The sequence below is a fragment of the Alteribacter aurantiacus DSM 18675 genome, assembly GCF_000429705.1.
Lineage (GTDB): Bacteria > Bacillota > Bacilli > Bacillales > Salisediminibacteriaceae > Alteribacter > Alteribacter aurantiacus.
Window position 1 is genome coordinate 42,444 of record NZ_AUCJ01000011.1, and the last position, 24,306, is coordinate 66,749.

Annotated in this window: 27 protein-coding genes; 5 read left to right on the top strand and 22 right to left on the bottom strand. The window is 44.1% G+C overall.

The window, feature by feature from the left end:
- Positions 1-8: 8 nt before the first annotated feature.
- The 9 genes from hypE to G476_RS0101500 form a co-directional block, all read right to left on the bottom strand.
- Positions 9-1,010: a hydrogenase expression/formation protein HypE gene (hypE, locus tag G476_RS0101460; protein WP_026688536.1), complete on the bottom strand. Its 1,002-nt coding sequence runs from the start codon at positions 1,008-1,010 to the stop codon at positions 9-11.
- A gap of 2 nt (positions 1,011-1,012) precedes the next feature.
- Entirely contained in the window at positions 1,013-2,110 is a 1,098-nt protein-coding gene (hypD, locus tag G476_RS0101465) for a hydrogenase formation protein HypD (protein WP_035185945.1), read from the bottom strand.
- Positions 2,094-2,327, bottom strand: a complete 234-nt coding sequence (locus tag G476_RS0101470; protein WP_026688538.1) for a HypC/HybG/HupF family hydrogenase formation chaperone — start codon at positions 2,325-2,327, stop codon at positions 2,094-2,096. The genes hypD and G476_RS0101470 overlap by 17 nt, the downstream gene beginning before the upstream one ends.
- Complete coding sequence (gene hypF / locus G476_RS21060; RefSeq protein ID WP_051314611.1) at positions 2,305-4,635, bottom strand: carbamoyltransferase HypF; 2,331 nt, start codon at positions 4,633-4,635, stop codon at positions 2,305-2,307. The genes G476_RS0101470 and hypF overlap by 23 nt, the downstream gene beginning before the upstream one ends.
- Positions 4,620-5,279, bottom strand: a complete 660-nt coding sequence (hypB, locus tag G476_RS0101480; protein WP_026688539.1) for a hydrogenase nickel incorporation protein HypB — start codon at positions 5,277-5,279, stop codon at positions 4,620-4,622. The genes hypF and hypB overlap by 16 nt, the downstream gene beginning before the upstream one ends.
- Positions 5,248-5,634: a hydrogenase maturation nickel metallochaperone HypA/HybF gene (locus G476_RS0101485; RefSeq protein WP_026688540.1), complete on the bottom strand. Its 387-nt coding sequence runs from the start codon at positions 5,632-5,634 to the stop codon at positions 5,248-5,250. The genes hypB and G476_RS0101485 overlap by 32 nt, the downstream gene beginning before the upstream one ends.
- A 109-nt stretch (positions 5,635-5,743) precedes the next feature.
- Positions 5,744-6,364, bottom strand: coding sequence for a peroxiredoxin (locus G476_RS23130; protein WP_084405553.1), 621 nt, complete (start codon positions 6,362-6,364; stop codon positions 5,744-5,746).
- Between the two features lie 42 nt (positions 6,365-6,406).
- Positions 6,407-6,949 (bottom strand): GNAT family N-acetyltransferase, encoded by a 543-nt coding sequence (locus G476_RS0101495; RefSeq protein WP_026688542.1) that lies wholly within the window; start codon positions 6,947-6,949, stop codon positions 6,407-6,409.
- A 162-nt stretch (positions 6,950-7,111) separates the two neighbouring features.
- Complete coding sequence (locus tag G476_RS0101500) at positions 7,112-8,689, bottom strand: glutathione ABC transporter substrate-binding protein (protein ID WP_342664029.1); 1,578 nt, start codon at positions 8,687-8,689, stop codon at positions 7,112-7,114.
- 129 nt (positions 8,690-8,818) lie between these two features.
- Here G476_RS0101500 and G476_RS0101505 point away from each other — a divergent pair, with 129 nt between their 5' ends.
- Positions 8,819-9,028 carry a hypothetical protein gene (locus G476_RS0101505; RefSeq protein WP_026688544.1) on the top strand — a complete coding sequence of 70 codons (210 nt, stop codon included), beginning with the start codon at positions 8,819-8,821 and terminating at the stop codon, positions 9,026-9,028.
- A gap of 194 nt (positions 9,029-9,222) precedes the next feature.
- Here the strand turns inward: G476_RS0101505 and G476_RS0101515 are convergent, their stop codons facing one another.
- The 7 genes from G476_RS0101515 to G476_RS0101555 all read right to left on the bottom strand — a co-directional run bounded on the left by G476_RS0101515 (position 9,223) and on the right by G476_RS0101555 (position 13,389).
- Positions 9,223-9,450 carry a sulfurtransferase TusA family protein gene (locus tag G476_RS0101515; RefSeq protein WP_026688545.1) on the bottom strand — a complete coding sequence of 76 codons (228 nt, stop codon included), beginning with the start codon at positions 9,448-9,450 and terminating at the stop codon, positions 9,223-9,225.
- A 384-nt stretch (positions 9,451-9,834) separates the two neighbouring features.
- Positions 9,835-10,962, bottom strand: coding sequence for an MBL fold metallo-hydrolase (locus tag G476_RS0101530; RefSeq protein WP_026688546.1), 1,128 nt, complete (start codon positions 10,960-10,962; stop codon positions 9,835-9,837).
- Between the two features lie 88 nt (positions 10,963-11,050).
- Entirely contained in the window at positions 11,051-11,617 is a 567-nt protein-coding gene (locus G476_RS0101535) for a sulfurtransferase TusA family protein (RefSeq protein ID WP_026688547.1), read from the bottom strand.
- Between the two features lie 271 nt (positions 11,618-11,888).
- The gene (locus G476_RS0101540) at positions 11,889-12,365 is read right to left on the bottom strand and encodes a DsrE/DsrF/DrsH-like family protein (protein WP_026688548.1); all 477 of its coding nucleotides are present in this window, start codon (positions 12,363-12,365) and stop codon (positions 11,889-11,891) included.
- A 67-nt stretch (positions 12,366-12,432) separates the two neighbouring features.
- Entirely contained in the window at positions 12,433-12,660 is a 228-nt protein-coding gene (locus tag G476_RS0101545; RefSeq protein WP_026688549.1) for a sulfurtransferase TusA family protein, read from the bottom strand.
- Positions 12,661-12,770: 110 nt separating this feature from the next.
- Entirely contained in the window at positions 12,771-13,031 is a 261-nt protein-coding gene (locus G476_RS0101550; protein ID WP_026688550.1) for a metal-sensitive transcriptional regulator, read from the bottom strand.
- Entirely contained in the window at positions 13,021-13,389 is a 369-nt protein-coding gene (locus tag G476_RS0101555; RefSeq protein ID WP_156906499.1) for a rhodanese-like domain-containing protein, read from the bottom strand. Before G476_RS0101555 ends, G476_RS0101550 begins: the two co-directional genes overlap by 11 nt.
- Positions 13,390-13,556: 167 nt before the next feature.
- On the opposite strand from G476_RS0101555, the gene G476_RS0101560 reads away from it, so the two are divergent.
- A complete protein-coding gene (locus G476_RS0101560) occupies positions 13,557-14,189 on the top strand; it encodes a uracil-DNA glycosylase (RefSeq protein ID WP_026688552.1) in 633 nt (210 codons plus the stop codon).
- Between the two features lie 71 nt (positions 14,190-14,260).
- Here G476_RS0101560 and G476_RS0101565 read toward each other — a convergent pair whose 3' ends face one another.
- A complete protein-coding gene (locus G476_RS0101565; protein WP_026688553.1) occupies positions 14,261-15,349 on the bottom strand; it encodes a tetraprenyl-beta-curcumene synthase family protein in 1,089 nt (362 codons plus the stop codon).
- 277 nt (positions 15,350-15,626) lie between these two features.
- Between G476_RS0101565 and G476_RS0101570 the strand changes: the two genes are divergently transcribed.
- Positions 15,627-16,223: a YusW family protein gene (locus tag G476_RS0101570; RefSeq protein WP_026688554.1), complete on the top strand. Its 597-nt coding sequence runs from the start codon at positions 15,627-15,629 to the stop codon at positions 16,221-16,223.
- 82 nt (positions 16,224-16,305) lie between these two features.
- On the opposite strand, the gene G476_RS0101575 is transcribed toward G476_RS0101570, so the two are convergent.
- Positions 16,306-16,662: a DUF4259 domain-containing protein gene (locus G476_RS0101575; protein ID WP_026688555.1), complete on the bottom strand. Its 357-nt coding sequence runs from the start codon at positions 16,660-16,662 to the stop codon at positions 16,306-16,308.
- A 220-nt stretch (positions 16,663-16,882) separates the two neighbouring features.
- Here G476_RS0101575 and G476_RS0101580 point away from each other — a divergent pair, with 220 nt between their 5' ends.
- Both G476_RS0101580 and G476_RS0101585 read left to right on the top strand, forming a co-directional pair.
- On the top strand, positions 16,883-17,668 hold the full coding sequence (locus G476_RS0101580) for a hypothetical protein (RefSeq protein WP_026688556.1): 786 nt from the start codon (positions 16,883-16,885) through the stop codon (positions 17,666-17,668).
- A gap of 146 nt (positions 17,669-17,814) precedes the next feature.
- Positions 17,815-18,270, top strand: coding sequence for a GNAT family N-acetyltransferase (locus tag G476_RS0101585; protein ID WP_026688557.1), 456 nt, complete (start codon positions 17,815-17,817; stop codon positions 18,268-18,270).
- Between the two features lie 34 nt (positions 18,271-18,304).
- Here the strand turns inward: G476_RS0101585 and G476_RS0101590 are convergent, their stop codons facing one another.
- From G476_RS0101590 to G476_RS21065, 4 genes are all read right to left on the bottom strand, one after another.
- Positions 18,305-19,321: a S66 family peptidase gene (locus tag G476_RS0101590; RefSeq protein WP_026688558.1), complete on the bottom strand. Its 1,017-nt coding sequence runs from the start codon at positions 19,319-19,321 to the stop codon at positions 18,305-18,307.
- A gap of 167 nt (positions 19,322-19,488) precedes the next feature.
- Complete coding sequence (locus tag G476_RS0101595; RefSeq protein WP_026688559.1) at positions 19,489-19,827, bottom strand: zinc ribbon domain-containing protein YjdM; 339 nt, start codon at positions 19,825-19,827, stop codon at positions 19,489-19,491.
- Between the two features lie 106 nt (positions 19,828-19,933).
- Positions 19,934-20,353: a DUF5392 family protein gene (locus tag G476_RS0101600; protein ID WP_035185918.1), complete on the bottom strand. Its 420-nt coding sequence runs from the start codon at positions 20,351-20,353 to the stop codon at positions 19,934-19,936.
- Positions 20,354-20,622: 269 nt separating this feature from the next.
- Complete coding sequence (locus G476_RS21065) at positions 20,623-23,838, bottom strand: carbohydrate binding domain-containing protein (RefSeq protein ID WP_245579622.1); 3,216 nt, start codon at positions 23,836-23,838, stop codon at positions 20,623-20,625.
- Positions 23,839-24,306: the final 468 nt, after the last annotated feature.

Consider the following 24,306-nt stretch of genomic DNA (forward strand, 5'->3'; position numbering starts at 1 on the left):
GAGAATCATTAACATATCCGGGGCAACAGCATTCCCGAAAGACGGTCCATACGCCGGGTTGTTCCTACTGGTGTTTTCAAAAGCAACTTCCCTTTATCAACAGAAGTGACCTCCCCAATCGTTCGCGCTTGTCTTCCTAGGGGGTCTTTGCCCAAAATCTCTAGTATTCTTTCTTCTTCCGTTGCATCGGCAATGATGACAACCTTCCCCTCATTTGCCAGATAAAGAGGGTCGAACCCCAATATGTCACACGCCCCTTCCACTTCTCTTTTAACAGGAATCTCTCTTTCTTGTAATTCAACGGTCATTTGCAGGTTGTCACACAACTCTACCAGCGTAGTGGCCAATCCTCCCCTGGTGGGATCTCGCATAATACGGATACCGTCTGTCTCACTTAGAAGGCGATCAATCATATGATTCAACGAAGCACAGTCACTTTGAACTTCCGTAAGTAAGCCCAATTTCTCTCTAGCACTCACGATCGCAATGCCGTGGTCACCAATGGTTCCACTGCAAATAACCACATCTCCTTCTTTTACATTTGAACCATTCACTTTTTTGGATCCGAGCACCCCAAAGCCAGTTGTGTTGATAAACAAACCATCTGCCTCACCTTTTTCAACGACCTTTGTATCCCCGGCGATGATCCTCACACCGGCATGCTTCGCTTCCTCAGCCATACTTTGAACAACTTTCTTCAAACCACGAATCTCAAATCCCTCTTCAAGAATGAATCCAGCTGTTAAAAAAAGCGGGGATGCTCCGCTGACGGCTAAATCATTTACTGTACCAGCGACAGACAGCTTCCCTATATCTCCCCCAGGAAAGAAGATCGGCTTCACAACAAAGCTGTCCGTCGTTACCGCTATCTCTTTTTTCTCACAGGTGACAACTGCGGCATCAAGGTGCAATTGATCATGGTGACAAAAAGCATTGGCAAAAAGATCTTCAATTAACCGGTGGGTAAGCTCTCCCCCTTCTCCGTGAGCCAAACTGATCACGTCTTTCATTTTCAATCCTCCCTCATGTACTGATAATGAGCGGAACATGTCCCTTCTGTTGAAACCATACAAGGTCCGATGGGGTTTAGTGGCGTACACCCTTTGTTAAACAACACACACTCCTCGGGTTTTATCAAACCGCGGATGATCTCCCCACAGCGACATTTTGTTTTCCTTGGTTGATCCATTGAAATTTGGAACTTCTTTTTTGCATCGTACAGAGAAAAGCGATCTCTCAACACAAGACCACTGTCCGGAATCACCCCCATCCCCCGCCACTCCTCACCAAACGGTGTTAGATAGCGGTCCATCATTTCCTGAGCGAATCGATTTCCCTTTTTTGTCACAACGCTTTGATAATCATTAATGATGCCTGGCTTCCCTTCTAAAAGAAGCGCCATCAATTTATACATGCCGCTCAGTAGTTGGACAGGCTCAAAACCACTTATGACCCCTGACATCCCATACTCCTTTGGTAAAAAACCATACTTTTCTTCCCCCATGACGACAGATACGTGCCCGGGTAAAAGAAACCCGTCCAATTTAACCTCTCCTGCATCTAACAAAGCCCTTATTGCAGGTTCCACCAGCTTGGTCGTCATCCACACCGAATAGTTCATGATCCCTTTCTTTTCCGCTTCTCTAATGGCGAGTGTAAGAATCGGGATCGTTGTTTCAAACCCAATCCCTAGAAATATGATTTCCTTGTCTGGGTTTTCTTCTGCAATCTTGACACTGTCCAGTGGAGAATAAACTACTCGTATATCGTTTCCCGCGGCTTTTGCGGTCATCAAGGAATGCCTCGATCCAGGCACCCGCATCATGTCTCCGAATGTACACAAAATTCGGTTCGGTGATTCCCCTAGCGTAATCATGGCATCGATGGATTTTTGGTCTGTTACACATACCGGACACCCAGGTCCTGATATGAGTTCCACGTGATCATTCAATCGCTTTTTAATACCAGACCTTGCAAAAGCCATCGTATGGGATCCGCATACCTCCATAAATACAGGCGCTCTTTTGTACTTTTCCTTGAACTGCTCAGCGACCCTAATGACCGCTTGTAATGATTGGAGTGTCAGATCAGTGTCAGAGAACAGGTCCATCGCTCTCACGAATGATTTCCCTCCATTCCTTTATACTTTCATTTGCGTACGTCTCATCAACGACTGTCATCGCCTGTCCTGCATGTAAAAGAACATAGTCTCCAACCTTCACTTCCGGAACGAAGAGGATACCCACATACATCTGAGAACCCAACACATCCACAAGCGCTTGTTCTTCAGTAATGGTAATCACTTTAGCTGGGACTCCTATACACATCTTTTTCACTGCCTTTCTTTGCTGATTGCCTTGATATCCATTCAGAAGCAATGATGAGTTGTCCTACCGAAAGTCCTCCATCATGACAAGGAATTAATCGATGAGTGAATACCTCGAAGCCCCTTTCTGAAAGCTCCTTTTTCAACTCATCTCTTAAGAAGAAGTTCTGAAAGGAGCCTCCGGATAAAACAACATTCCTGTTCAAGTCAGGTCTTTTTTTAACCGCACTCATAACCATTTGAACGGACATTTCTACAACTGTTCTATGAAAAGCTTGTGCAATTGTTCTGGTAGGCTTCATTGAAAGTCTGTCCGATGCTATTTCGTATAGACCTGAAGAGAAGTCGAGCTGTATCGTCCCGTTCAAGTCATGAATCTGGAAGGGATAATGTTCTCCTTTTTTAGCTTGATCTTGGCCAAATTCCGCCAGTTTAATCGCTGCTTCACCCTCGTATGTGGAAACAGAACACACTCCAAGCATCGCACTTACAGCATCAAAGAGCCTCCCGCACGTCCCTCCCAGCGGTGTGTTCACGCCCTTCTTCACCATGTTCTCAATAAGGTCGATCTCACGTTTTCGATCAGGAAAAAGGGCACAAGCCAGCTCTCTCCCTTCTTGAGAGAAGGAGTTGATCAGCATACCAACTGCATTTCGCCACGGCTCTTTCACCGCCTTCTCTCCCCCAGGAAGCGGGGTATAGCGTAGGTGACCGAGCCTTTCAAAGCTTCCCTTGTCTCCATATAGGAGTTCAAACCCCCACACATGGCCATCGTTTCCATAACCTGTTCCATCAAGAATGATCCCTAAAGTCGGCTTTTTTAAACCGTGTTCTTCCATACAGGACACGTGATGAGCATGGTGATGCTGCACCTTTAACACGTTGGAACCAAGCTCTCTTGCTAATCGGTTTGTCTCGTATAAAGGGTGTTTATCAATGACCACATACTTTTCCTTAAAGCCAAGCCATTTCTTATAATGAGCAAGGTGTTCACGAAAAGCCCCTACCATTTCTTCATGATCAAGATCTCCAATATGAGGACTCACAAAAATATGGCTCCCAACCCCTAAAGCAAACGCATTTTTTTGATTTCCTCCTAAAGCTAAAATGGAGTCAACCGGAGCATATGTTTTTAAAGGATCTGGAGCATATCCTCTAGCACGCCTTAAAAGGGTGATTTGGTCTCTTTCACACTGAACGACCGAATCATCAATAGGACGATAAATAGGTCGATCATGAGTTAAGATCGCATCACTAAGGGCTCGAAGTTGATTAAAGGAACAGTCATCATCCTTGTAAAGAATCGGGGACCCGGACACATTGGCACTCGTCATCACAAGGCCATTCAACCCTTCCCTAAACAAAAGGTGATGTAACGGTGTGTAGGGTAGCATCACCCCTAAAGTGGATAATCTAGGTGCAATACAGTCAGAGAGTGGGTAACTTGGCTTTTTTTTGAGCAAAGTGATTGGCATTTCCGAACTATTAAGCACGGCTTCTTCCACATCTGTCATTTCACACATCTCCATCACCGTCTCCAAACAGTCCGCCATGACAGCAAAGGGGCGTTTGGGTCTGTGCTTCACCTTTCGAAGTTGATTGATAGGTTCTTCAGCCCTTGCATTGCATGCCAGGTGATAGCCTCCAATCCCTTTTACAGCCACAATTTTATTGCTTTTTAATAGAAGGATCGCCTTATTGATCGCCTCCTCACCTTCACAGACTTGTCCGTTTGACATGCGGAGCTCTAAACGAGGCCCACATTGGGCACAGCATATCGGCTGAGCATGATGACGGCGATTGGTTGGATCGGTGTATTCTTCACGGCACACTGTGCACATATGAAAGGACGCCATTGTTGTATAAGGACGATCATAAGGCAGTTTATGAATAATGGAGTACCGTGGTCCACACTGGGTACAGTTGATAAAAGGGAACTTGTATCGCCTGTCTAAGGGGTTGTTCATCTCATTTATACAATCTTCACAAACCGCCGCATCCGGTGAAATCAAAGAAACTTCCTTCCCTGTTGCTACACTCGGTATAATTGAAAATTCTTCGTATCCTTTGTACGTTATGTCATCAACCGCCACATATTCTATTCTCGAAAGTCGTGGTGCAGATTCCTTTATTTGTCCATTAAATTGGAGTAGATTGTTCCATTCTCCTTCTCCAATAATGATGACACCGTCAACGTTATTTTGAACGGTTCCTTTTATGTTAAGCCTACTTGCCAAACCGTAAATAAACGGACGAAAGCCGACACCTTGCACCCTCCCTTTCACCACGACCCTTACTGCTCTTTGCATGACTTAACTCCTTCTCTCAGCCAGTCCAACCATTCCTCCATCCCTTCTCCTGTTTGAGCTGATACGCTCATAAGACGAGCTTCAGAGTTAATCGTAGCGAGGTCTGCTTCTGCTTGTACAAGACTAAAATCAACATAAGGTAGCAGATCAATCTTGTTTATGACTGTCATGTCCGTTCGTTTAAACATGACGGGATACTTAGGAATCTTGTCATTCCCTTCTGGAACGCTTAAGATCACCACTTTTTTACCCTGTCCTAGATCGTAGCTTGAGGGACAAACAAGGTTTCCGATGTTTTCAATAAATAATAGGTCTATCTCCTTCAAATCGAACTCAGGCAATGTTTTGGCAACCATCCTTGCGTCTAGATGACAGCCTCCCACCGTATTAATTTGAACCGTTGCAACACCGAGCCTTCGCAACCTGAGGGCATCCCGCTCTGTTGCCAAGTCTCCTTCAATCACACCAATGGTGTATTCCTGCTTAAGAGCTTTGACCGTTTCTTCCAATAAGGTTGTTTTACCTGCACCAGGGGAACTCATCAGATTCACAACAAATAAATGGTGAGCGTTAAAGGTTTTTCTATTAAATGACGCCGCCAGGTTTTGATTTTTAAGTACATCTTCTTGTAGCTTCACTTTCATCCCTATCACTCCCTTCGTAAGATTCCACCCTGAATGTTTCCCCTGATACAAGAATGGCACGAAGCAGCCCACACCGAGGACATAACGCAATCCGGTAATCAGGGGTAAACGTGTGGTCACAGCTTTGGCATATCGCCTTCGCTTCTTCTCTTATCAGTTCAAGTTCGGTGGTTTCGTTTATAAGCGTCACCTCTTGTGTTCTGAGAAAAATAAATGCCAACTCCAATGCATCAGGTAAGACATTGGACAAATCACCGACAATCATCGTTATTTTAGAAATGTGATTGATGTCTCTCAGCTTTGCATCATCACTCACAAGTTGAATGACATCTACCATCAAAGACATTTCATGCATGGAATACACCTCACTATTACCTATGCGCGCAAAAAAACATAAGACCTCAAAAAAAAAAAGAGCACCTCGTAAGGTACCCATCACGGACCTTTTGAGATGCTTTCTTTTTTTACACATTCCCTATCTGATCCGGGTCTTTTACGATCCCCGGATCTCCCGGCTTCCAATTGGATGGCACAGCCTCCCCCGTTTCAAGGTTATATTGAATCCCTTGCAAGATCCTTAGCGTTTCCTCTGCATTTCTGCCTACTTCCGGTGGATACAAAAGTCTTGCTTTAATTACACCGTCCGGGTCTACAATCAGTGTCGCTCGGAAGTTCGCACCTTTAGCAGGGTCTAGTACCCTATAGGCACGACCGATAACTTGGGATCGGTCAGATACAAGAGGGTAAGGGACTGCCGACATGGAAGGAGAAATTCGGGTGGCGACTTTTTGTGTAAACACACCTTCTGTAGCAATCCCTAACACTTCCGCATTGTGGTATCGAAACTCCGGATACAACGCAGCCATAGCCCCGTGCTCTGTTGGGCATACAAATGAAAAATGATTACCGTAAAAGAAGAGTACGACCCACTTCCCACGATAACTTTCTAAATCAATCGTCTCAAAGGTATCAGTCGATGGAAGATAAGCTTCAGCGGAAAAAAGAGGTGCCTGATCATCAATTTGTGCACAAAACGGCGGTACACATGAGTCGATGTCGTAGACCGTAAGTTGATCTTCGTGCATCTCATCACCTCCAACTATCACACTGTATGCGTAAGCTCCTGTCTACTTTCTCTTTTTCATCAGCCAGCAATCACGCTTCTTCCCTTCATGCCACTCGTGTTCAGGTAAAAAACGGACTTTTTCATAACCGCATTTCGTGTAACAGGCAAGGGCTCGATCGTTATCGGCGTGAGGGTCCATCACAACACAATCCGCACCCTTCTTCTGGATCAAAAAATCCGTCATCCCGGACACTAGTAACCGTCCAATTCCTTTGTTCCAGTATTCAGGCTCGCCAATAAACTGGTCGATACCATACCTAATTGATCCGTCTTTTTCTAAGTGATAAAGGGCTCTCGTATCATCATCAATCTCGTAAAATTGAATGTACCCGATCGGTTCATTTCTCCACCTCACGAGACAAGGATGAACCCCCCGCTCTCTTTTTGTGAAAAACTCTGACTCTACCTTCTTCTCATCAAAAGGTTGGTCCCTTCCTTCATAGAAGGCCAACACTCTCGAGTCTGACAACCACTTAGCCATAAAAGAAATATCAGACTTCTCTAACTCCCAAACAGTTAACTCATCATTCTCAAATAGGTACATCTCCATCCCCCCTTTTCGGTGCCAGGCACCATGTGAACCCCTGAACACAGGGTCTGGCACCACGTGAATGATTGAACACAGTGCCTGGCACCCGTTAACCTTCTTCTCTTTTACAATGAAAAACCCTGCTATCGCTTTTCGAAAGCAGGGTTTGGTGTAAATTTATTCTTCTATTCTTACGTCGCCCAAGTAAAAGAAGCTGGATGGGTGAATGTAGAAGTCTTCAATATTACTCTGTAATGCAGCTAAATGTTCTGTATGGTAGAGTGGCACGAGCGGTGCGTCATCTACAATCAGTTGCTGAGCGTCATGATAAAGTGCTGCTCGCTCTTCTTCACTTCCGCTACGAGCATCTTCAAGTAGTGCGTCCACTTCGGCATTTGCATAAAACGTACGGTTACCTTCGATTCCGTGGTTACTGGAGTGGAACATTGGGTAGAGACCATAATCAGCATCCCCTGTAACCGTACCCCAAGAACCGAGGAACATGTCCTGATTGGCGTTCGTTACGATATCAATATAAGCACCACGCTCACGAGTATCGATGTTAACGTCAATTCCGATTTCTTCAAGCTGCGCCTGAAGACTTACTGCAACATCTTCACCGATTTGAGACGTTTCCACAGTCAACGTCGTCTCAAAACCATCAGGGTAGCCTGCATCAGCTAAAAGCTCCCGTGCTTCATCGAGGTCTTTTTCAATGGCCTCAATATCGTCACTTGAACCTGCTACAGGTGGCGCAATCGGACCTTTCGCAGGAATACCTGCTCCGTTTAACAAACCATCAATGATCGCTTCTTTGTCTACCGCTTTAGCAATCGCCTGTCTTACTTTGGGATCGTCAAACGGCTCTTGCTCCGTGTTAAAGCCAAGGTAAAACATGCTTACGCTTTCCTGCGTGGCTACTTTAAGATCGTCATTATTTTCAATACGTGACAATGAGTCTGGACTAAGGTGAGAGATAATTTGGGACGTATTCGTTTCAAGCTCGCCTACACGTGTATTGTCTTCAGGAACGACCTTAAACGTGATGGATTCTACGTTTGGCACGTCACGCCAATAGTTTTCGTTTTTTACTACCTTAACGGATTCACCAGGCTTCCATTCCTCAAGAATGAATGCTCCGGTACCGATCGGGTTCTCGTTTATATACGACCCTGGTTCAGCACCCTCTTCCATCGCTTTATAATCCTCTTCAATAGCAGAAGGCGCAATCATGTGTCCTCCCGGATGAGAGAAATGAGCGCGAAGTGGTGAGAAAGGATATTCAGTATGGATGTGAACGGTGTATTCGTCAATGACCTCAACATCTGAGATCATGTTAAACATAAAAGCAACAGGTGAAGCCACATCCGGGTCAAGCAAGCGCTCAATGTTCATTTTAACCGCTTCAGCATTAAATGGTGATCCGTCGTGGAATTCTACGTCCTCTCGCAACGTCACTTCCCAAGTCGTATCGTCTGTTTGATCAAAGCTTTCGGCCAACCTCATATGCATGTCCATGTTGTCATCTGTAAATACCAATGTATCGTACATCGTTCGTCCGACGTTCAAAGTGGAGTGCTCGTTCCCGCCTTGTGGATCGAGTGTTTGGGCATCAGCCGGCACCCCAATGACAAGATCGTGATTCTCAGAAGGTTCCGTATCCGATCCTAACTCCCCCACATCATCGCTAGCACAAGCAGTAACCACCGCGAACACCATCAAAACTAGTAAACTCACAAACCCCTTTTTCATCATGCAACCCCCTAAGATGTCTATTCAATATAGTTGATTATAGTTAAATTTTGTTTAAAGTCAAGTAAACAGGTAGGAATTATAAATAATAAAAATATGGTAGAATAGACCAAGAGATTTAGGGGGTATTATATGGGCAACAAAGCTTCCAAACTATTTATCATACTCGTCATGTTACCGATCATGGCCACCTCTTTTATTTGGCTGAGGGATGTAAGAGCAGGCGAGGCCATGAGCGTCATTCAATATGCACCGATACTATTAGTGTGGATCATTGTGTTTTATATCTTATTGGAAATTTACAGGCAGGTACGTGGGTACGTGGAGAGGCGTGGGGAGTAAAGTGAAAGCAGCATGTCGGTATTGACCGGTTGCTTTGAAGATTTAACGGCTTCGAATCGTGGATTTGCGGCTTCGAAAACTGAATTAACGGGTTCCTCGTTATTATTGACGGCTTCCCTCACGGAATTAACGGGATAGCACCAAATGCACAAAAAAACCCCCAGATCACCGCTCCTGATCCGGGGGTTGCTTCATTATCCTTTTTTCAACCAGAATGTGAATACGCCATCTTGCTCAGCGTCGTCTACTAATTCATGCCCTCCGGCTTTAGCCCAAGCAGTTAGGTCGCTTTTCGCTCCCTTATCTGTTGCTTGAACCTCTAGGATTTCTCCGCTTGAGAGTTCTCCCATTGCCTTTTTCGTTCTTATGATTGGCATTGGGCATGCTAGTCCTTTTGCGTCTAATACTTTATTTGCTTTCATTTTTCATTCCTCCTGATTTTTTAAAATGGCTGTTTTCGTATAGATTGTTGCTTTATTATTATTTTCTTCATCACTTAGAATTGTTGTTGAAGCATTCGGGCCCTTCGCTTTCCGTGGCGGTGCTAGCAAGCCTCCTCGGGCTGCGCCCTGTGGGGTCTTGCATTGCCCCCACTGCCACAGGAGTCTCGAGCCCTCCTGCTTCAACTTTTCTTATATAAAAGCAACAACACTTCCGAAAACAGCGTATAAAATTTATCTATCCTCATGTCAGTGTATAGTCTCCACTGACTAAGACACACGATTTTATCTTGTAATAATAATTTATTTGCAGGGAGTTGCATGTGAAGTGCCCTCCCTACAACGAACAGGTGTTCATTACATTCTTTAGCTTACCGCACAGCGGTTTGGACCGATTTCCATTTCTGTTTCTTCTGCTGGGTCCGGGCTTATTTTACCCATATTCGTCTTACGGATTTCTTGGTAGCTGTTTGGCTGCGGTGGAAGGTTCTCAGATACGAGACGACGGAACTCGTCTTCGTCTTCCACTTGAAGACCAGTATTGACTTTATACAAGTCACCTAGACGTGCCAACACACGGCCTTTCTCATCGAGCTCGCTCAACTTTGCGAAGTGAGCAGGCATCACAAGTAGATCTTGATCCATTTCTTTATAGCGAACGTATAAGGACTCTCGTAAGTCACTGACCCAGTCTTCCGCTTTACCTGCAAGGTCCGGACGACCAATAGAGTCAAGGAACAAAATGTCTCCAGTGAACAAGTACGTTTCATTTACGATTAGAGACGTACTTCCGATCGTGTGACCCGGTGTGTATACCGCTCTAACTGTTACATCGGCACCACCAAACGTGACTACCTTGCCATCTTCAAGAGGCTCAAAGGAAAACGTCACTTCGTCCGCGTCTTTTGGCGGTAAGTAATACGTACCACCTGTAGATTCTGCCAAACGGCGTCCACCGGAAATGTGATCAGCGTGAAGGTGCGTATCGAACATGTGAAGAACCTTAATTCCTAGTTTTTTAGCAAACGCATCATACTGATCAACAAGGCGTAAAGGATCGATCATAGCTCCTTCATCGCCAGAGACGATCATGTAAGAAAGACATCCTTTACCAAGACGAACAAATTGGTAGATCTCACCACCGTTGTCTAGGTCGCCAACTTTTACCGGCTCCAAATGTTCGCTCCACGTTTTCATACCACCTTCAAGATAACTTACGTCACGTCCTGCTTCTGATAGAAGCTCCGCAACCATAATCGAAGATCCTTCTTTTGCACATACAACAAGGACATCACGGTCTTGTGGAACGTCGTCTAAGATGTCTTCAACGCCGTCAATCAAGTCAAAATACGGTACGTTCAAATAGCTGAAATTCTCTCCATCTACTTTCCAGTCAGTAAAGGCATCTTCATTACGCACATCCAAGATAAATAATGGCTCTTTGTTAATCACTTTTTTACTTAACTCGCTTGCATTCATTGCTTTTACAGTCATTTAATATACCCCCTATAGTATGTTGGTGTGTAAAATTTTTTGGTTCCCTCGCCGAAGGATCTGTTTCTCCCTTCGGCTTGAACGCCACTTATACGCTTTTTTCTGTTTCTCCTGTCCACTGGCTCATGCCAGGAACAACATTCGTCACTTTCGTAAATCCTTTTTCAGTGAGCTTTTGTGCTGCTAAATCACTACGGCTCCCCGTTCGGCAAACGACGTGAATGTCATCTTCTTTGTTAAGTTCATCCATACGTGCAGCCAACTCTCCCAGTGGAATCGATACGGCACCCGGAATGTGGTTAAAACGGTACTCCGCTTCTTCACGTACATCTACTAATACGATCGTGTCAGCTGCTACTTTTTCAGAAAGTTGTTCGTTATCAATGACATGAGGATGCTTTATTTCTTGCTCAACATCATCGTTACCTGATTTACGAACGTAATGCTTTAATACCTCTCCCTCTTCAACGGTACCAAGGTACTGGTGGCCAATACGGTCAGCCCAGGCTTTTAAATCTGCCGTTGAGCCTTTATCTGTAGCTTGAATTTCAAGAACAAACCCTGGCTCAAGTTCATTCATGACTTTTTTCGTACGAACAATCGGCATCGGACAAGCCAAGCCTTTTGCGTCAAGTACTTCGTTTGCTTTAATCATAATAAAATGCCTCCTTAGAACTTTTTATAGGTGAGACTAAAAACATAATGTTTTTAATGAGTAGTCCCTAGCCTCAGTTTATAAGGCTCCGCTTCACGCCATCCGCTCCCTTTCCGCGGCGGTGCCGGCGAGCCTCCTCGGGCAAAGCCCTTGCGGGGTCTCTCCTGGCTCCTTCTGCCGCAGGAGTGTCGCTTCTAGCGTTCAGCTACGCATAACATAAGGACACGGTACTTCACGTAAAATCGGTTTTCTGAGTAAGAGGTATACCCTCTTAGATAAACAAGTTCACATTTCCCTCAGATGCTTCACCTAAATACGCCGCTACGCCGGCATATTCGATGTCATCTAAAAGTTCTTCTTTTTGAAGTCCCAAAAGGTCCATTGTCATTGTACAAGATACGAGATTCACGCCTTGCTCTTGTGCCATCTCAATAAGATCCGGCAATGGCATAGCGTTGTGTTTTTTCATCACTTGCTTGATCATCTTCGGTCCCATACCAGCAAAGTTCATTTTGGATAGACCCATTTTGTCTGCGCCACGTGGCATCATTTTTCCGAACATTTTCTCCATAAACGTCTTTTTAACCGGTACTTGAGCGTCTTTACGAAGCGCGTTCAATCCCCAAAACGTGTGGAAGATCGTCACCTCATGATCATAGGCTGCTGCTCCGTTCGCAATGATATAGGCAGCCATCGCTTTATCATACTCACCACTAAATAGTACAATCGTTGTTTTCTTCTTTTCCATTTTTTCAACACTCCTTAGATTGGCCTGGTACATATACCTGTATGGGTATATAACCATTTAAAATTTTTTACTTCTTTCTAATCCAAAACGTATATACGCCATTTTCTTCTGTATCTGCTCTTAGTTCATGTCCGCCAGCTTTTGCCCATGCGGTAAGATCACTTTTCGCACCGGAATCTGTTGTTTGAACCTCAAGTACTTCACCTGAAGCAATGTCATCCATAGCCTTTTTCGTTTTTACGATTGGCATTGGACATGCCAGCCCTTTTGCGTCTAATACTTTATCTGCATGCATGTAATCGCTCCTTTAAATTACCCTAAGGGGTATATAGATACTCAAAATTTTTTGATGTGTTCAAAATACCTATAGGGGTATATTAACACCCCTTATTTCTTTTGTCAACACTATCTGCTTTTTACTAAAAGTTGTACAGCTTCTTGAATCATCTCTTCCGTGTCTTCCCCTTTTTCAATCTGCTCTCTTACGCAGTGCTCAAGGTTCGTACTTACGACAAGTCCGATTGTACGATCCATTGCATTTCGTGCTGCGGACATTTGCACAATCAAGTCTTTACAATCCTTTTCTTCTTCCATCATACGAAGAATGGCTTTCACTTGTCCTTCAATACGTTTGACGCGGTGTTTCATTTTATCGTTATATTCCATGTACTTCACGTCCTTTCTTACAATGGTTTGGTAAAGAGAATCCTTTTACGTCTACTCCTTTTCGTTTAAGGAAACGAGCGGCTAAGTGGACGTCGGTCATATTTGCAGCCACAAGGTAGATGGAGTTTCCTCCAATGTCTTTATAGTGCCGGTAGATATAAGCCATCGGCATATTAACTGCACCTTCAACAGGATCGTGGTGTGAGGTTTGAAAATCACGAAGGTCGAGAACAGAGTATCCATCTTCTCGCCTCATGTCCTCTACTCTCATACATGAGACCCCTATGACAGGTACATAGCGTTTATATAGAAGTCGGGCAGCCAATAGGACTGCTGAGATAATCACAATTGTTTGCATGATGTCACCTCGTTACTATCATCAGTATATACCTATAGGGGTATGCTGTCAACAACCTGACTTTTACTTTTTTTATCCTAAGGGTATACTCTCCGATGATGAGTGTAACACGAGTACTCTCATGCTCCCAATAACTTGACTCGGATAAAAGACAGGAGGATCTTTCCATGCGCATACCCGAGGAATTAGCCCGCCAAGGTCAACAGAGAATTGCCCCTTATCCAGTTGAAGGGTTTGTTTATGGGGGAGGTCCAAAGCACCCACAAATGATGCTTGTAGGAGAAGCGCCAGGTGAAACCGAGATTCACAATGGGGTTCCTTTTACAGGTCGTGCCGGAAAAGAATTGATGGCTTTTATTGATCGGCTCGGACTTACCCGTGACCAAGTCTATATTACAAGTGCCGTGAGAAGCCGGCCATACCGGTGGGGAGAGAAAAAAACGAGGGCTGGAGAACGGGTGAAGCGAAAATACAACCGGCCTCCAACGTCAAAAGAAATTCTTGCTCACGCTCCGCTACTCGACTACGAAATTGAACATGTCAAAGCCCCGATCATCGTCACCTTAGGCAATGTAGGCCTTAAGCGATTGGCAGGTTCGGATAAAAAAATCGGTGACTGTCACGGAACACTTCTTATCCAGCCCGTTCAAAAGCTCGATGAAAACAACCATTATGTATGGACTAAAGAGGAGTACCGTATTTTCCCCACCTACCACCCGGCATCCATCTTCTACAATCGAAGTCTTCTAGACGTCATTCATCACGATTTGGAGGAATTAAAAAAATGCTTCACCAAATAGGCCTTGGATAGGTGGCAGGGTATATTGACCACACAAAAGGAGCTCCCCATTGCTGGCAGCTCCTACTCCTTTTATGCGGTCTTCTCTTTGTCTCCCACTTTTCGAAACACCCATGAGTTAAGGTAAAAGAAGAGGGTAGATATGCCTCCAAAACGGATCATACGATTGGCCACACGCTTGATTTCAGGATCCTTTTGAACCTTTTTATCAGCCAAGTAAATCGCGATGATCCCTTTATTTATTAAGGTATGAAAGCCAGGATCGGGCATCTCACTCAAACTCGCCTCGGCCTTCTCCTTAAACAAGCCCATTCGCTCAACCATGTCTTCTTCATTTTTGTAATACGTACAGAAGTTCAGTTCATCGTCAGCCAGATCTTCTTCTTGATCAATGAAATAATCAAGAAGGATATGTAATCCTTGTGCGTAAGGGAAATAGTTCGACTTAATCCCTTCCGCTTGCTCTTTCGTGAGTGCTTCTTTAGATGCGTAAGCAGCAAGGGTATAAACCCCTAAAGTAGATCCCGTGCTCGCAGCGAACTCGTACCAGCGCATCTGTGAAAGAGCCGGATCTTGTGCCACTGTTTCCTCATACCACTTAATTAAAAGAGGCTCTCTATCCTCTTTTTTCACGTGCTTATAAACTTGCAGGTTTCGGTAGTGCAAAGACAGTTCTTCCATAGACCCCTGCGCGCCTTCAAATCCTGGAAACGTGGCAATCTTCTCTTGGCACTTGGCCACTAGCTCTCGTAAAAAGCCATTGTCATTTTTCTGCTCACGGTGTTCATAATAAACCGTCTCATCCAGCGTTCCCGGATGGAGGGCTTGTTTTAAAGCCTCGTGTAACGAACGAAAATCATTTGGATCAAGGGATGCACTTTGGTCACATAAACTATCCAAGTAATCACAAATCACTTGATAAGAAACAATAAACCACAAGACATCTTTTCTCGCTTCCTTTTTTGTTAAAAGAGAGAATACCCCTCCCCCTTCATTATGGAACGTATTTTCGTTCACACTCTCAAGGGCGAACGCCCGAAGCTCCTCGTCTTCAATCGTTTCCGCTTTTTTACGCCATTCGTCCAAAATCTCGTGAACCTCAGGCACAACCTCTTTGTACACTTTATATACCATCGTCCACATCGTCGTCGGTGCTTTCAACGTTTCTGCCTCCCAAGGTTCAAATTCTGTTCAGTATCTTCTTCTATTATCTGTCGTAACCCCACTAGAATGCAAGTACGTAAGTCTCATAGAAAGTGAATGTGAAATTGTAAACACAGGGTCTGGCACCATGTGAACCTTTGAACAGCGGGTCAGACCCCAATAAACGATTCTGAATTGACGGACTTCTACTGATTTTGTTTAATGCTGTTTTTCCTGGGGTAGAGACACTTGTGACATAAAAATAATCATACTACTTACTCGGAGGTTTTTTGACATGAAGAAATTCGGACTATCTATTGCAACTGTAGCACTTACATTCACAATGGCTGCTTGTGGGGATGCTGAAGAACAGCAAGACGACACAGCAACAGATGAGAATGGTGAGGTAGAACAGCACGAAGAAGACGAAGATGATGATGACGAGCTAGGTCTTGACGATGATGAAGCTACTGATGACGCAGATATGGCAGACGAAGCTTCTGACGCTTGGTACGAAGACCTTAACTTTATAGACTTCCAGCTTGACGCTCAGTACGAAGAGGGAGATTACAGCGTGGAGTACAATTATAATGAAGGAACTCCAGAAGCAACGATCGAAGATAACCGTCACGAAGAAGAGCTTACAATGGAAGGTGACGAAGCACTAAACGAACTTGAACAAAACCTTCCTGAGATGGATCTAACTGCTGAAATGAGCGAAGATGAGATTAGAGACGCAGCAGTTGAAGCTTTCCAACTTGATGAAACGTATGAAGAATTAAACGTAACCGTTCAATTTAAAGATGACGTTCCAGGCGAAGACGATGGCCTTATGGACGACGAAGATGAAATGGACGTAGAAGACGAGAACGACGAAGAAGACGATCAGTAATTTGAATGAAAGCCAAGTGCATACGATGCACTTGGCTTTTTTATTTTACGGTGCTTAACACATCTATACCTGTTTATCGTTCTTAAACCTGCTCTAACGTGCTTTTTAAATCAGTTAACACCTTTTCTCTGTTCTTATACTCTTCTTCTCCAGCACCTTCCCACATCTCAAGATCTGCCCCACCTATTATTAACTTTATTGTTGTTACTTTTACATCTTCCTGAAGACAGTTCTTCTCCAGTTGAACAGCCGCTAGACCATAAAAAACGAGAGAAAGAATTTCCTGATCCTCATCAAAACTGTACTCTTCCAGGTAATCTTCCAGTACAAATTCCGTTGCTTCCTTTGGAGAATGTCCTTGCTCCAAGTAATCAAGAAACTCATCCCTTACATCACAAGCGGTATCATCATCAAAAATCCCCGTGTCCCAGGCTCCCACTCGTACATTCCTCCTATTAATCGTATAAAGACAACTTATAGATTCAATTCAACGACGAGATAAACCTTCTTTTGATGGTGCCAGGCACTGTGTGAGATCGCGAACACAGTGCCTGGCACCCGCAAAAAGAAATTATTTGTGACATATTGCGACATTATCTTCTCTCCATTTTTGCTAGAATAAGACAAGTTCTTTAAATACTGAAAAAAGGAGCGTGCGTATGAACGAGTTATCAACGGGATGGAAGATTCGACACTCCCTCTATTTTTTATGGTTTTTAACGGTCTTCTTCTTTTTTATTGCGTTTCTTCACATCGGATTGCGAACGAGAAATAAGCGGTGGATGCTCTATAGTTTACTTTACTTTTTACCTTTACTAGTTAGTTTTATCTTCTTCATCTTAGATGTGTTGCCTACTCTGGAGTACATGCTTTTTCTCTTATTTTTTGTAGGACTTGTACTCGGTCTAGTCCACGCCATTGTCATTCGAAAAGAGTATCTCCATGCTTTGGCTAAAAGACAGAGAAAACTGGACGGCAGTTCAACGAAGCCCGTCAATACTCAAGAAACCATCACTAAAATTAACGAGGATCCTGTAAGAAGAGAAAGTCTAATCGAAGCTAAGAAAAAGATGAAAACGGGTTGGACAGCAGGTTTTATCCTTGCTTCTCTAAACATTGTCATTGTCTTGTTTATCCTATTTTTCAATCCTAACTTCCTCGGAGTGCCTTGGGCTGAGAGTTTCATTGATATATTTATCTTGTTTTTGCTCAGTTTTGGCGTGTACAAAGGAAGTAGGGCGTGCGCAATCATTTTGCTCGCTTATTACTTGTTCAACCAACTTTTTCTTCGACTAACAACGGACCTTACAAATGTCGGATCCCTTATTGTAGTAGCCCTGTTTTCCTACCTTTTTATACAAGGGATCAGAGGTACATTTGAATATCAGCGTCTAAAGAAAGAGTCTCTTCAAGAAACGAACGAACATTCATCACAAGGGGTATAACCTGATTTGGAGGTTGAGCAAAAGGACAAGCTTTCTTTGCGATCAACCTCTTTTTTTACCATCACTAATACTTGCTAATAGACAGCATTACTTGAAGGCATTGAAAACTTTTTGCAGTGCCTTCTCACCTTACCTGGAGGCCGCATATGAAACGATTAACGAAACGTTTGATTCTTGAAGCGTGCAACGAAGATTCCCTCAATTATAAAACAGCAGAGGACTTTTCATTTCGCCCTCACATCCTCACTTATACTGAAAACGCCAAAAGCGATTCCTCACTTGCCGGTTGGGGGCCATGGCTGATGATCGATCGCGAGACGCACACCGTCATTGGTGACGGAGGGTTTAAAGGCAAACCGGACAGGAGTGGCTCTGTGGAGATCGGCTACGCCATCGTCCCTTCTTATCAAAACAATGGATTTGCTACTGAAACAGTCGCTGCCTTGATTCAATGGGGTTTTGCAACCGGCCACGTAAACGAAATAAAGGCCGAATGTCACTCCGATAACGTCCCATCGATCCGTGTACTGGAAAAGGTAGGGATGAGGCGGGAAAACGAAGCAGAGCAGATGATTTATTGGACGTTAAAAAAAGACGGGTAAAGGATTGTATCCCTTGACCCGTCTTCTCTGCCTTTTATGCTTTAAAAAACTGTTCAATGGTCCCTTTTCCTTTATCTACAGAAACCGTTGCATAGGCACCATTAACGAGGGTCACTTGAGGAGGAACATGACCGCAGTCCACGTCATAGATCACTGGAACACCTAACTCATGCGCCATCTCCTTATAGACATCCTCCGCCGTATAGTTCTCCACCGGTGTGTTAGACGCACTTCTCCCGAACAAAATACCGGAACAATGATCAAACCACCCTGCCATTTTCATCTGAACCAAACATCGCTTTAGATCCGTTGTGCTCAAATCACAGTTTTCAAAGTACCAAAGAATCGGTTCCCCGTTGATTCGCTCCGCCTGGAAGGCTTTCACATCACCAAATGGTGTACCTACGAGGTGATGAATCACATCAATACATCCCCCAAGTAAACGCCCTTCCACCTTCTCCTTCGAACCCGAAACCGTCTTCCACTCTGTCTTTTCGTCCAAGTGAAAAACCCATGGTGTCGGGTTGTCAAACTGCCACTGTGTTTGGTAAAAATCAGAAGAGTATTGGACAACGGATTCACCCGTTGCTGTTTGAAGGACTCGCTCCCACATGGCGGTTGTTTTGTCTGTTTCTTCTCCTCGAAGATCAACAAAGTTTGTCCCGTGAGCAGTAGCCAGACCCGTGTTTACGGTAATTGCCAGTAAAAGAAGACTGGTGTCCGAATAGCCAAGAATCCACTTTTCTTTCACTCTATCAAACTGAAGATGTTCTAGGATTTCAATGAGTAGCTCGCCACCCCACGGAGGGATGATGGCACCCGTTGTCTCATCTTTTAACACCTCGTTCAGTTCTTTTGCCCTCTTCTTTGCAGGTGCCGACTTTGCCTTGTCCTGTGTCCAAGCGGTATTGCCGCACGTCACACGATATCCATTCTGTTCAAAGCGTGCTACGGCTTCTTTTAGAATCGGATGAAGCCCTTTATCCACACCCGATGACGGTGCCGTCACGGCGATCGTGTCCCCTTTTGTTAATACTGGATAAATAATCATACGTACCCTCCCCATATCGTCATCGTCCCCCTTATATCAACATCTTTTTCATTTCAAATAAACGTTTAATTAGTTTGTGAAAAAGATCGAATCTAAGGAATATTTATCCTATTTTATCACACCAAAATAAAAAGAACCGCACCTCATTGTAAGGTACAGTTCCTATTTTAGATCTTTTTTACAAACTCAGACTTTAGCTTCATGGCGCCAAAACCGTCAATCTTACAGTCAATATCGTGATCCCCGTCTACAAGACGAATGTTCTTCACCTTCGTCCCTTGCTTTACAGCAGAAGAACTACCTTTAATCTTCAAATCTTTGATGACGGTCACCGTATCTCCGTCTGAAAGAACGTTTCCATTCGCGTCACGAATGACCGTCTCTTCTTCCGTAGTCGCTTGATCTCCCGCTGTCCATTCATGAGCGCACTCCGGACAAACAAGAAGGTTTCCATCTTCATATGTATATTCAGACCCGCACTCCGGGCAATGTGGCAGTTCGGTCATTTTTCAACCCTCCGGTTATGTAATGAGGTAAAGAAGAACCCCTTCAGATATCATATCCGAAGGGGAAATCCTGTGCAACAGGCTTTATTAACGTTTAAGTAAACTGCTATTGGCTTTTCAGCCTCTCTTCTTTTTGCAAGAATTCACGGAAAACAGATACTCTATCTGTATTACGCGCACGTAACTTTTTCAAAAAAATCTTCTTGTCTGCTTTTGAAAAGTAGACACTCGCTTTTATCCTTTTGCGAATATGCGCCAGCTTTTTAACTTGGGCAATTCGTTTTTGATAAAACGCCTCTATGAATAGAGCAATGCTTAATGCCCCAATAATCGATTGTACCAGCTGAAAAAGTTGTTGATCTGAGATGGCCAGTGGATTAAATACCAAGTAGTACAAGCAAAGAAGTGTATTGCAAAACAGCAACGTGGCGAAAACACCGAAAATAAAGGCATTCCTGTAAAAAGACCGGGATACTTTTCTCATATAGCGGATCTCGTGATTAACGTGCAACTCTGTATAACCCACAAACAATCATTCCTCTCAGAATCAAATTAGGAGACAATGCAACCTTTCAATTCATCAGTAAATATTACTTTATAGGAGGTATGAAATCAACGTTAAGTTTTTCCTAATAAGAACAAAATCGAAAGGTCACTAGTTACGAGCTAGCTAAATCAGGGTCATAAAGAGATTCGCCCTAAAAAGTGATCTTCATTACATATATGCTAGACAATGAGAAAAACCCCGCTTGAGTTCATACTCAAACGAGGATTTTCCGTTACGGTCAAACGACCTTATTTCTCTTCTTCACTCAATACTTCTAGGAGTTGATAAGCCAGCTCAGAGAGCGTGGTTTTGGCATCTTCTTCAATCGATCCTTTGTCTTCTTCAATATGATTAAGGAATTTTTCTCCGAACTTCTCAGCTTGCTTGATTCTTCCCCCATCGTAATGGTGGCTCGCTTGTCTGAGCGTGTTCGTTAGTTTGTTCGTAAGCGGTCTTTGCACTGCACCTTCGTCGATGTATCCATTCAGCTTCTCATCCAATTCTGCCAAGAGCTCGGCAGCTGAAGGTAGCGTTTCTTCCTCTTCCTTTTCTTCTGGTTCACCGGCAAGGAAGTCTCTTACTCCCTGTACCTCTACTCTTACATTATCGATCACCACGTCGTGGGATTCTGAGATTTGTTCATCTGACACGTTTCCAAGAAGGAACAGCAATCCGACGTTATCATCTGCTCCCATCTCAAATTCATACGAGAATGTTTCAGGTGAATCGGACAGCTCTACAATGGTTTCAAAGTGCCTGTAATACCCACCTGCAGCGCCGTTGTCTAGAGCCACTTCAATAGAGCGGTCCGTTGTTGACCTTGCGTCAAATTCAACCACATACGTTTGACCTTCAAACAAGTTCAGGCCTGCCTGGAACAGCTGAATGTCCCAAGGGTTTGCTCCGGTATTTCCGATCGTAATTCTAACTTCTTCCTCTTCCACATCAAACGTTGCACTTGATTCACCATCATAGTCACCCTGAATGTGGGTACCCCACTCCTCAAGGCCACGGGAGAAGTCTCCGTTATTCAGTGGAAAATACTTTTCTCTTTCACCCTTCGCCTCAAAGCGAACATTCTTTACAACCACATCATGAGGGTCGCTTTCAAATGCCCCAAGAAGATACTTAAGGCCGACGAGCTCGTCTGCACCCAGCTTAAATTCAAACGTATACGTCTCCAATTCTCCTGTTAAAGAAATCTCTTCGGATAAGAAGCGTTCGTAGCTTGCATTTTCTACAATCACTTCAATAGGGCGGTCAATCGTAGATTTAGCATCAAATTCAACAATATAGGTTTGTCCCGCTTTTACAGACAGGTTATCTTGGAAGAACATGATATCCCAAGGGTTTGCACCGGTATCTTCTACCGAGAAACGTGCTTCCCCATTTTCGACTTTAAATGACCCGGCTGAAGAGGAATCACCGTAATCCCCTTGAATGTGAGTGTTCCAATGTGACGAACCATTCGTAAAGTCCCCATTCTTTAATGGAAAAGCTTCTTCGAGTGTCAGATCTTCACCACCGGACAAACGGATGAGTTCAATATCGTTCAGTACAACATTACCGTTGTTTCCACCAGCGTAAAACACAAGCTGTCCCGCTGTATCTGTTCCATCAGCCTTTGTAAATGTGAATCGATGTTTCTCTTGATCTTCTGATAGAGTTAACATTTCTTCGTGATAAACCTCTTCCCCATCCTCGCTTAAGAAAGCGACTGTCATCTCTCTTTCTTCAGCTGCTCTTCCGTTAAATGACAGCTCATATTCAGCACCTGCAAGTAGATTCATACCCACTTGTTTTAAAGAGATCGCTTCCGGGTTTTCACCACCATGGGTTATATCAATCTCCAGCTCTCTTGCAATCGGATCTACAGAAGCCGAAGCATTGGCTCCGTCAGTTTCAAACGTCCAGAATGTCATTCTGTCCATGTTCCCCTGATCAAAGGTGCCGTTGTACACGTGGTTTCCGTTTACTAACGGACGTTTCGGAGCAGACTCGTTATATGGATCCTGCGGGTCTACTTCTTCCAATACAACATTGCCAACCCAGACACTGTTAGTGTTTAACCCCAGGTTGTATTCCAGACGGGCTAAGGCGTCACTATCATGCTGCATCTGGAACGTCATTTCATAGGATTCTACGTCTGTCGTTAACCCAAAGTCCCGGCTTGGTGAGTAGGCGGTATAGCCTCTTTCAGGACCTCCACCTAGTTTCACATTCATTGAGCGGTCCGCTGCTGCTTTTGCATCAAAGCTTAGCTTGTACCATCTTCCTTTACCAAGCGTAACGTTTTGAATTAATTGAACCGCATAGGTCTGACTTCCGGCTGCATTAATGTCCACTTTAGCAAAAGTGTCTTCTACGGACACTGACGCATCGCCGTTAAACTCACTTAAGTGAACCAGATTCCAATAATCATCCGTCCAGTTATTTTCCAGATCGTCATTGGTTTTTATATTGGTAAAGCCCTCTTCAAACTCAGGGTCATACACGTAGTTTCCATCCACCGCTTCTTTCGCGCCTTCCGGAAGCTCCTCAGCCTCAAATACCGGCTCTACAGGCTCCATATAGTCTCTGCCTGTCAATTCGTAGGCTTTCACATAATCGACGACAACCTCTCCCGGAAACGGCGTCGTTTCATCCGGATCACCACCGTACCATCCGCCTACAGCAAGGTTTAAAATGATGAAGAATTCTTGATCAAATGGAGCAGGATACGAGAATTTAGCCGGGTTCCCTGCACCTGTAGAGCTCCAATTATTTAACGTCTGATACAATTCACCGTTTACGTACCAGCGGATTTCACCAGGCTCCCACTCCACGCTATAAACATTAAAGTCTGTAATGTCTTGCCCTTCAGGAAAGTAGTAGTCTTTTGCTGTATACGTATTGTTCGGCCATTGACCACCGTAGTGAATCGCTCCTCCGATGTGGTCAGGTCTTCCTCCTGCTGCTTCCATAATATCAATTTCACCGGATGCAGCCCAGCCCCCATACACATCATCTTCAGGCATCATCCAAAATGCCGGCCAGTACCCTTGCCCTTCAGGCAACGCCATTCGCGCTTCAAATTTGCCGTATTTCTGACTGAACTTTCCTTGAGAATGAATTTTACCGGACGTATAGTTATACGTTCCCGTCTCATCCGAAACCGTTTCTTCACGCCCTTCTAAAATGAGTTTTCCATCCTCTACTCTTACGTTATCTTCTTGATAGGATTGAAGTTCCTCGTTTCCCCAACCAGGAATCCAGTTTCCATTAGCATCATAAAACCCGTTTCCAGTGTCGATTGTCCACTTATCAAGATCAAGTTCGTCCCCTTCAAACTGATCTTCCCACGTTAACGTCCAATCATCATCAGAAGTCTCATTCCCTTGATTACCGCCTTCTACGTTAGTAGTAAATAAAACAGGCACCATCAACAGAACCACCATGATTAACCCTATACTCTTTTTCACCATTCGTTTCCCCACCTTATTCATTAGTCATTGACGTGCAGCGTGTGTGAGACATTCACCTCCTACAAATCAACTGTCCAAGTACGAAAGCGCTTTCGTTTTTGCCATAAGTAAACCTAACAAACGATCAAGAAAGACCTACAATGTACAACCCTTATACATTTTAATTACCAAACTTGAGATACACCCCGAAAACGAAAGCGCTTTCGCTTTCGTGTACAACTACTACATACACGAGTAATGGTCGATGATATTTCCGATTCGCGCCGTTTAGAAAGCGCTTTCGAAAACATTAAAAAAATAAAACCCCTTACTTGCATTTACTTACTACTATACCGTTAATTTTATCTACCAAGTAACGAAGCTGTCAATACGGCATTGACAATTATCAGATTATTGGGTATTTAGCATTAGCATATTCATCTAGTCATAATTATAAAGACCCGTATCCCCCTTCACCTAAGTAGAACT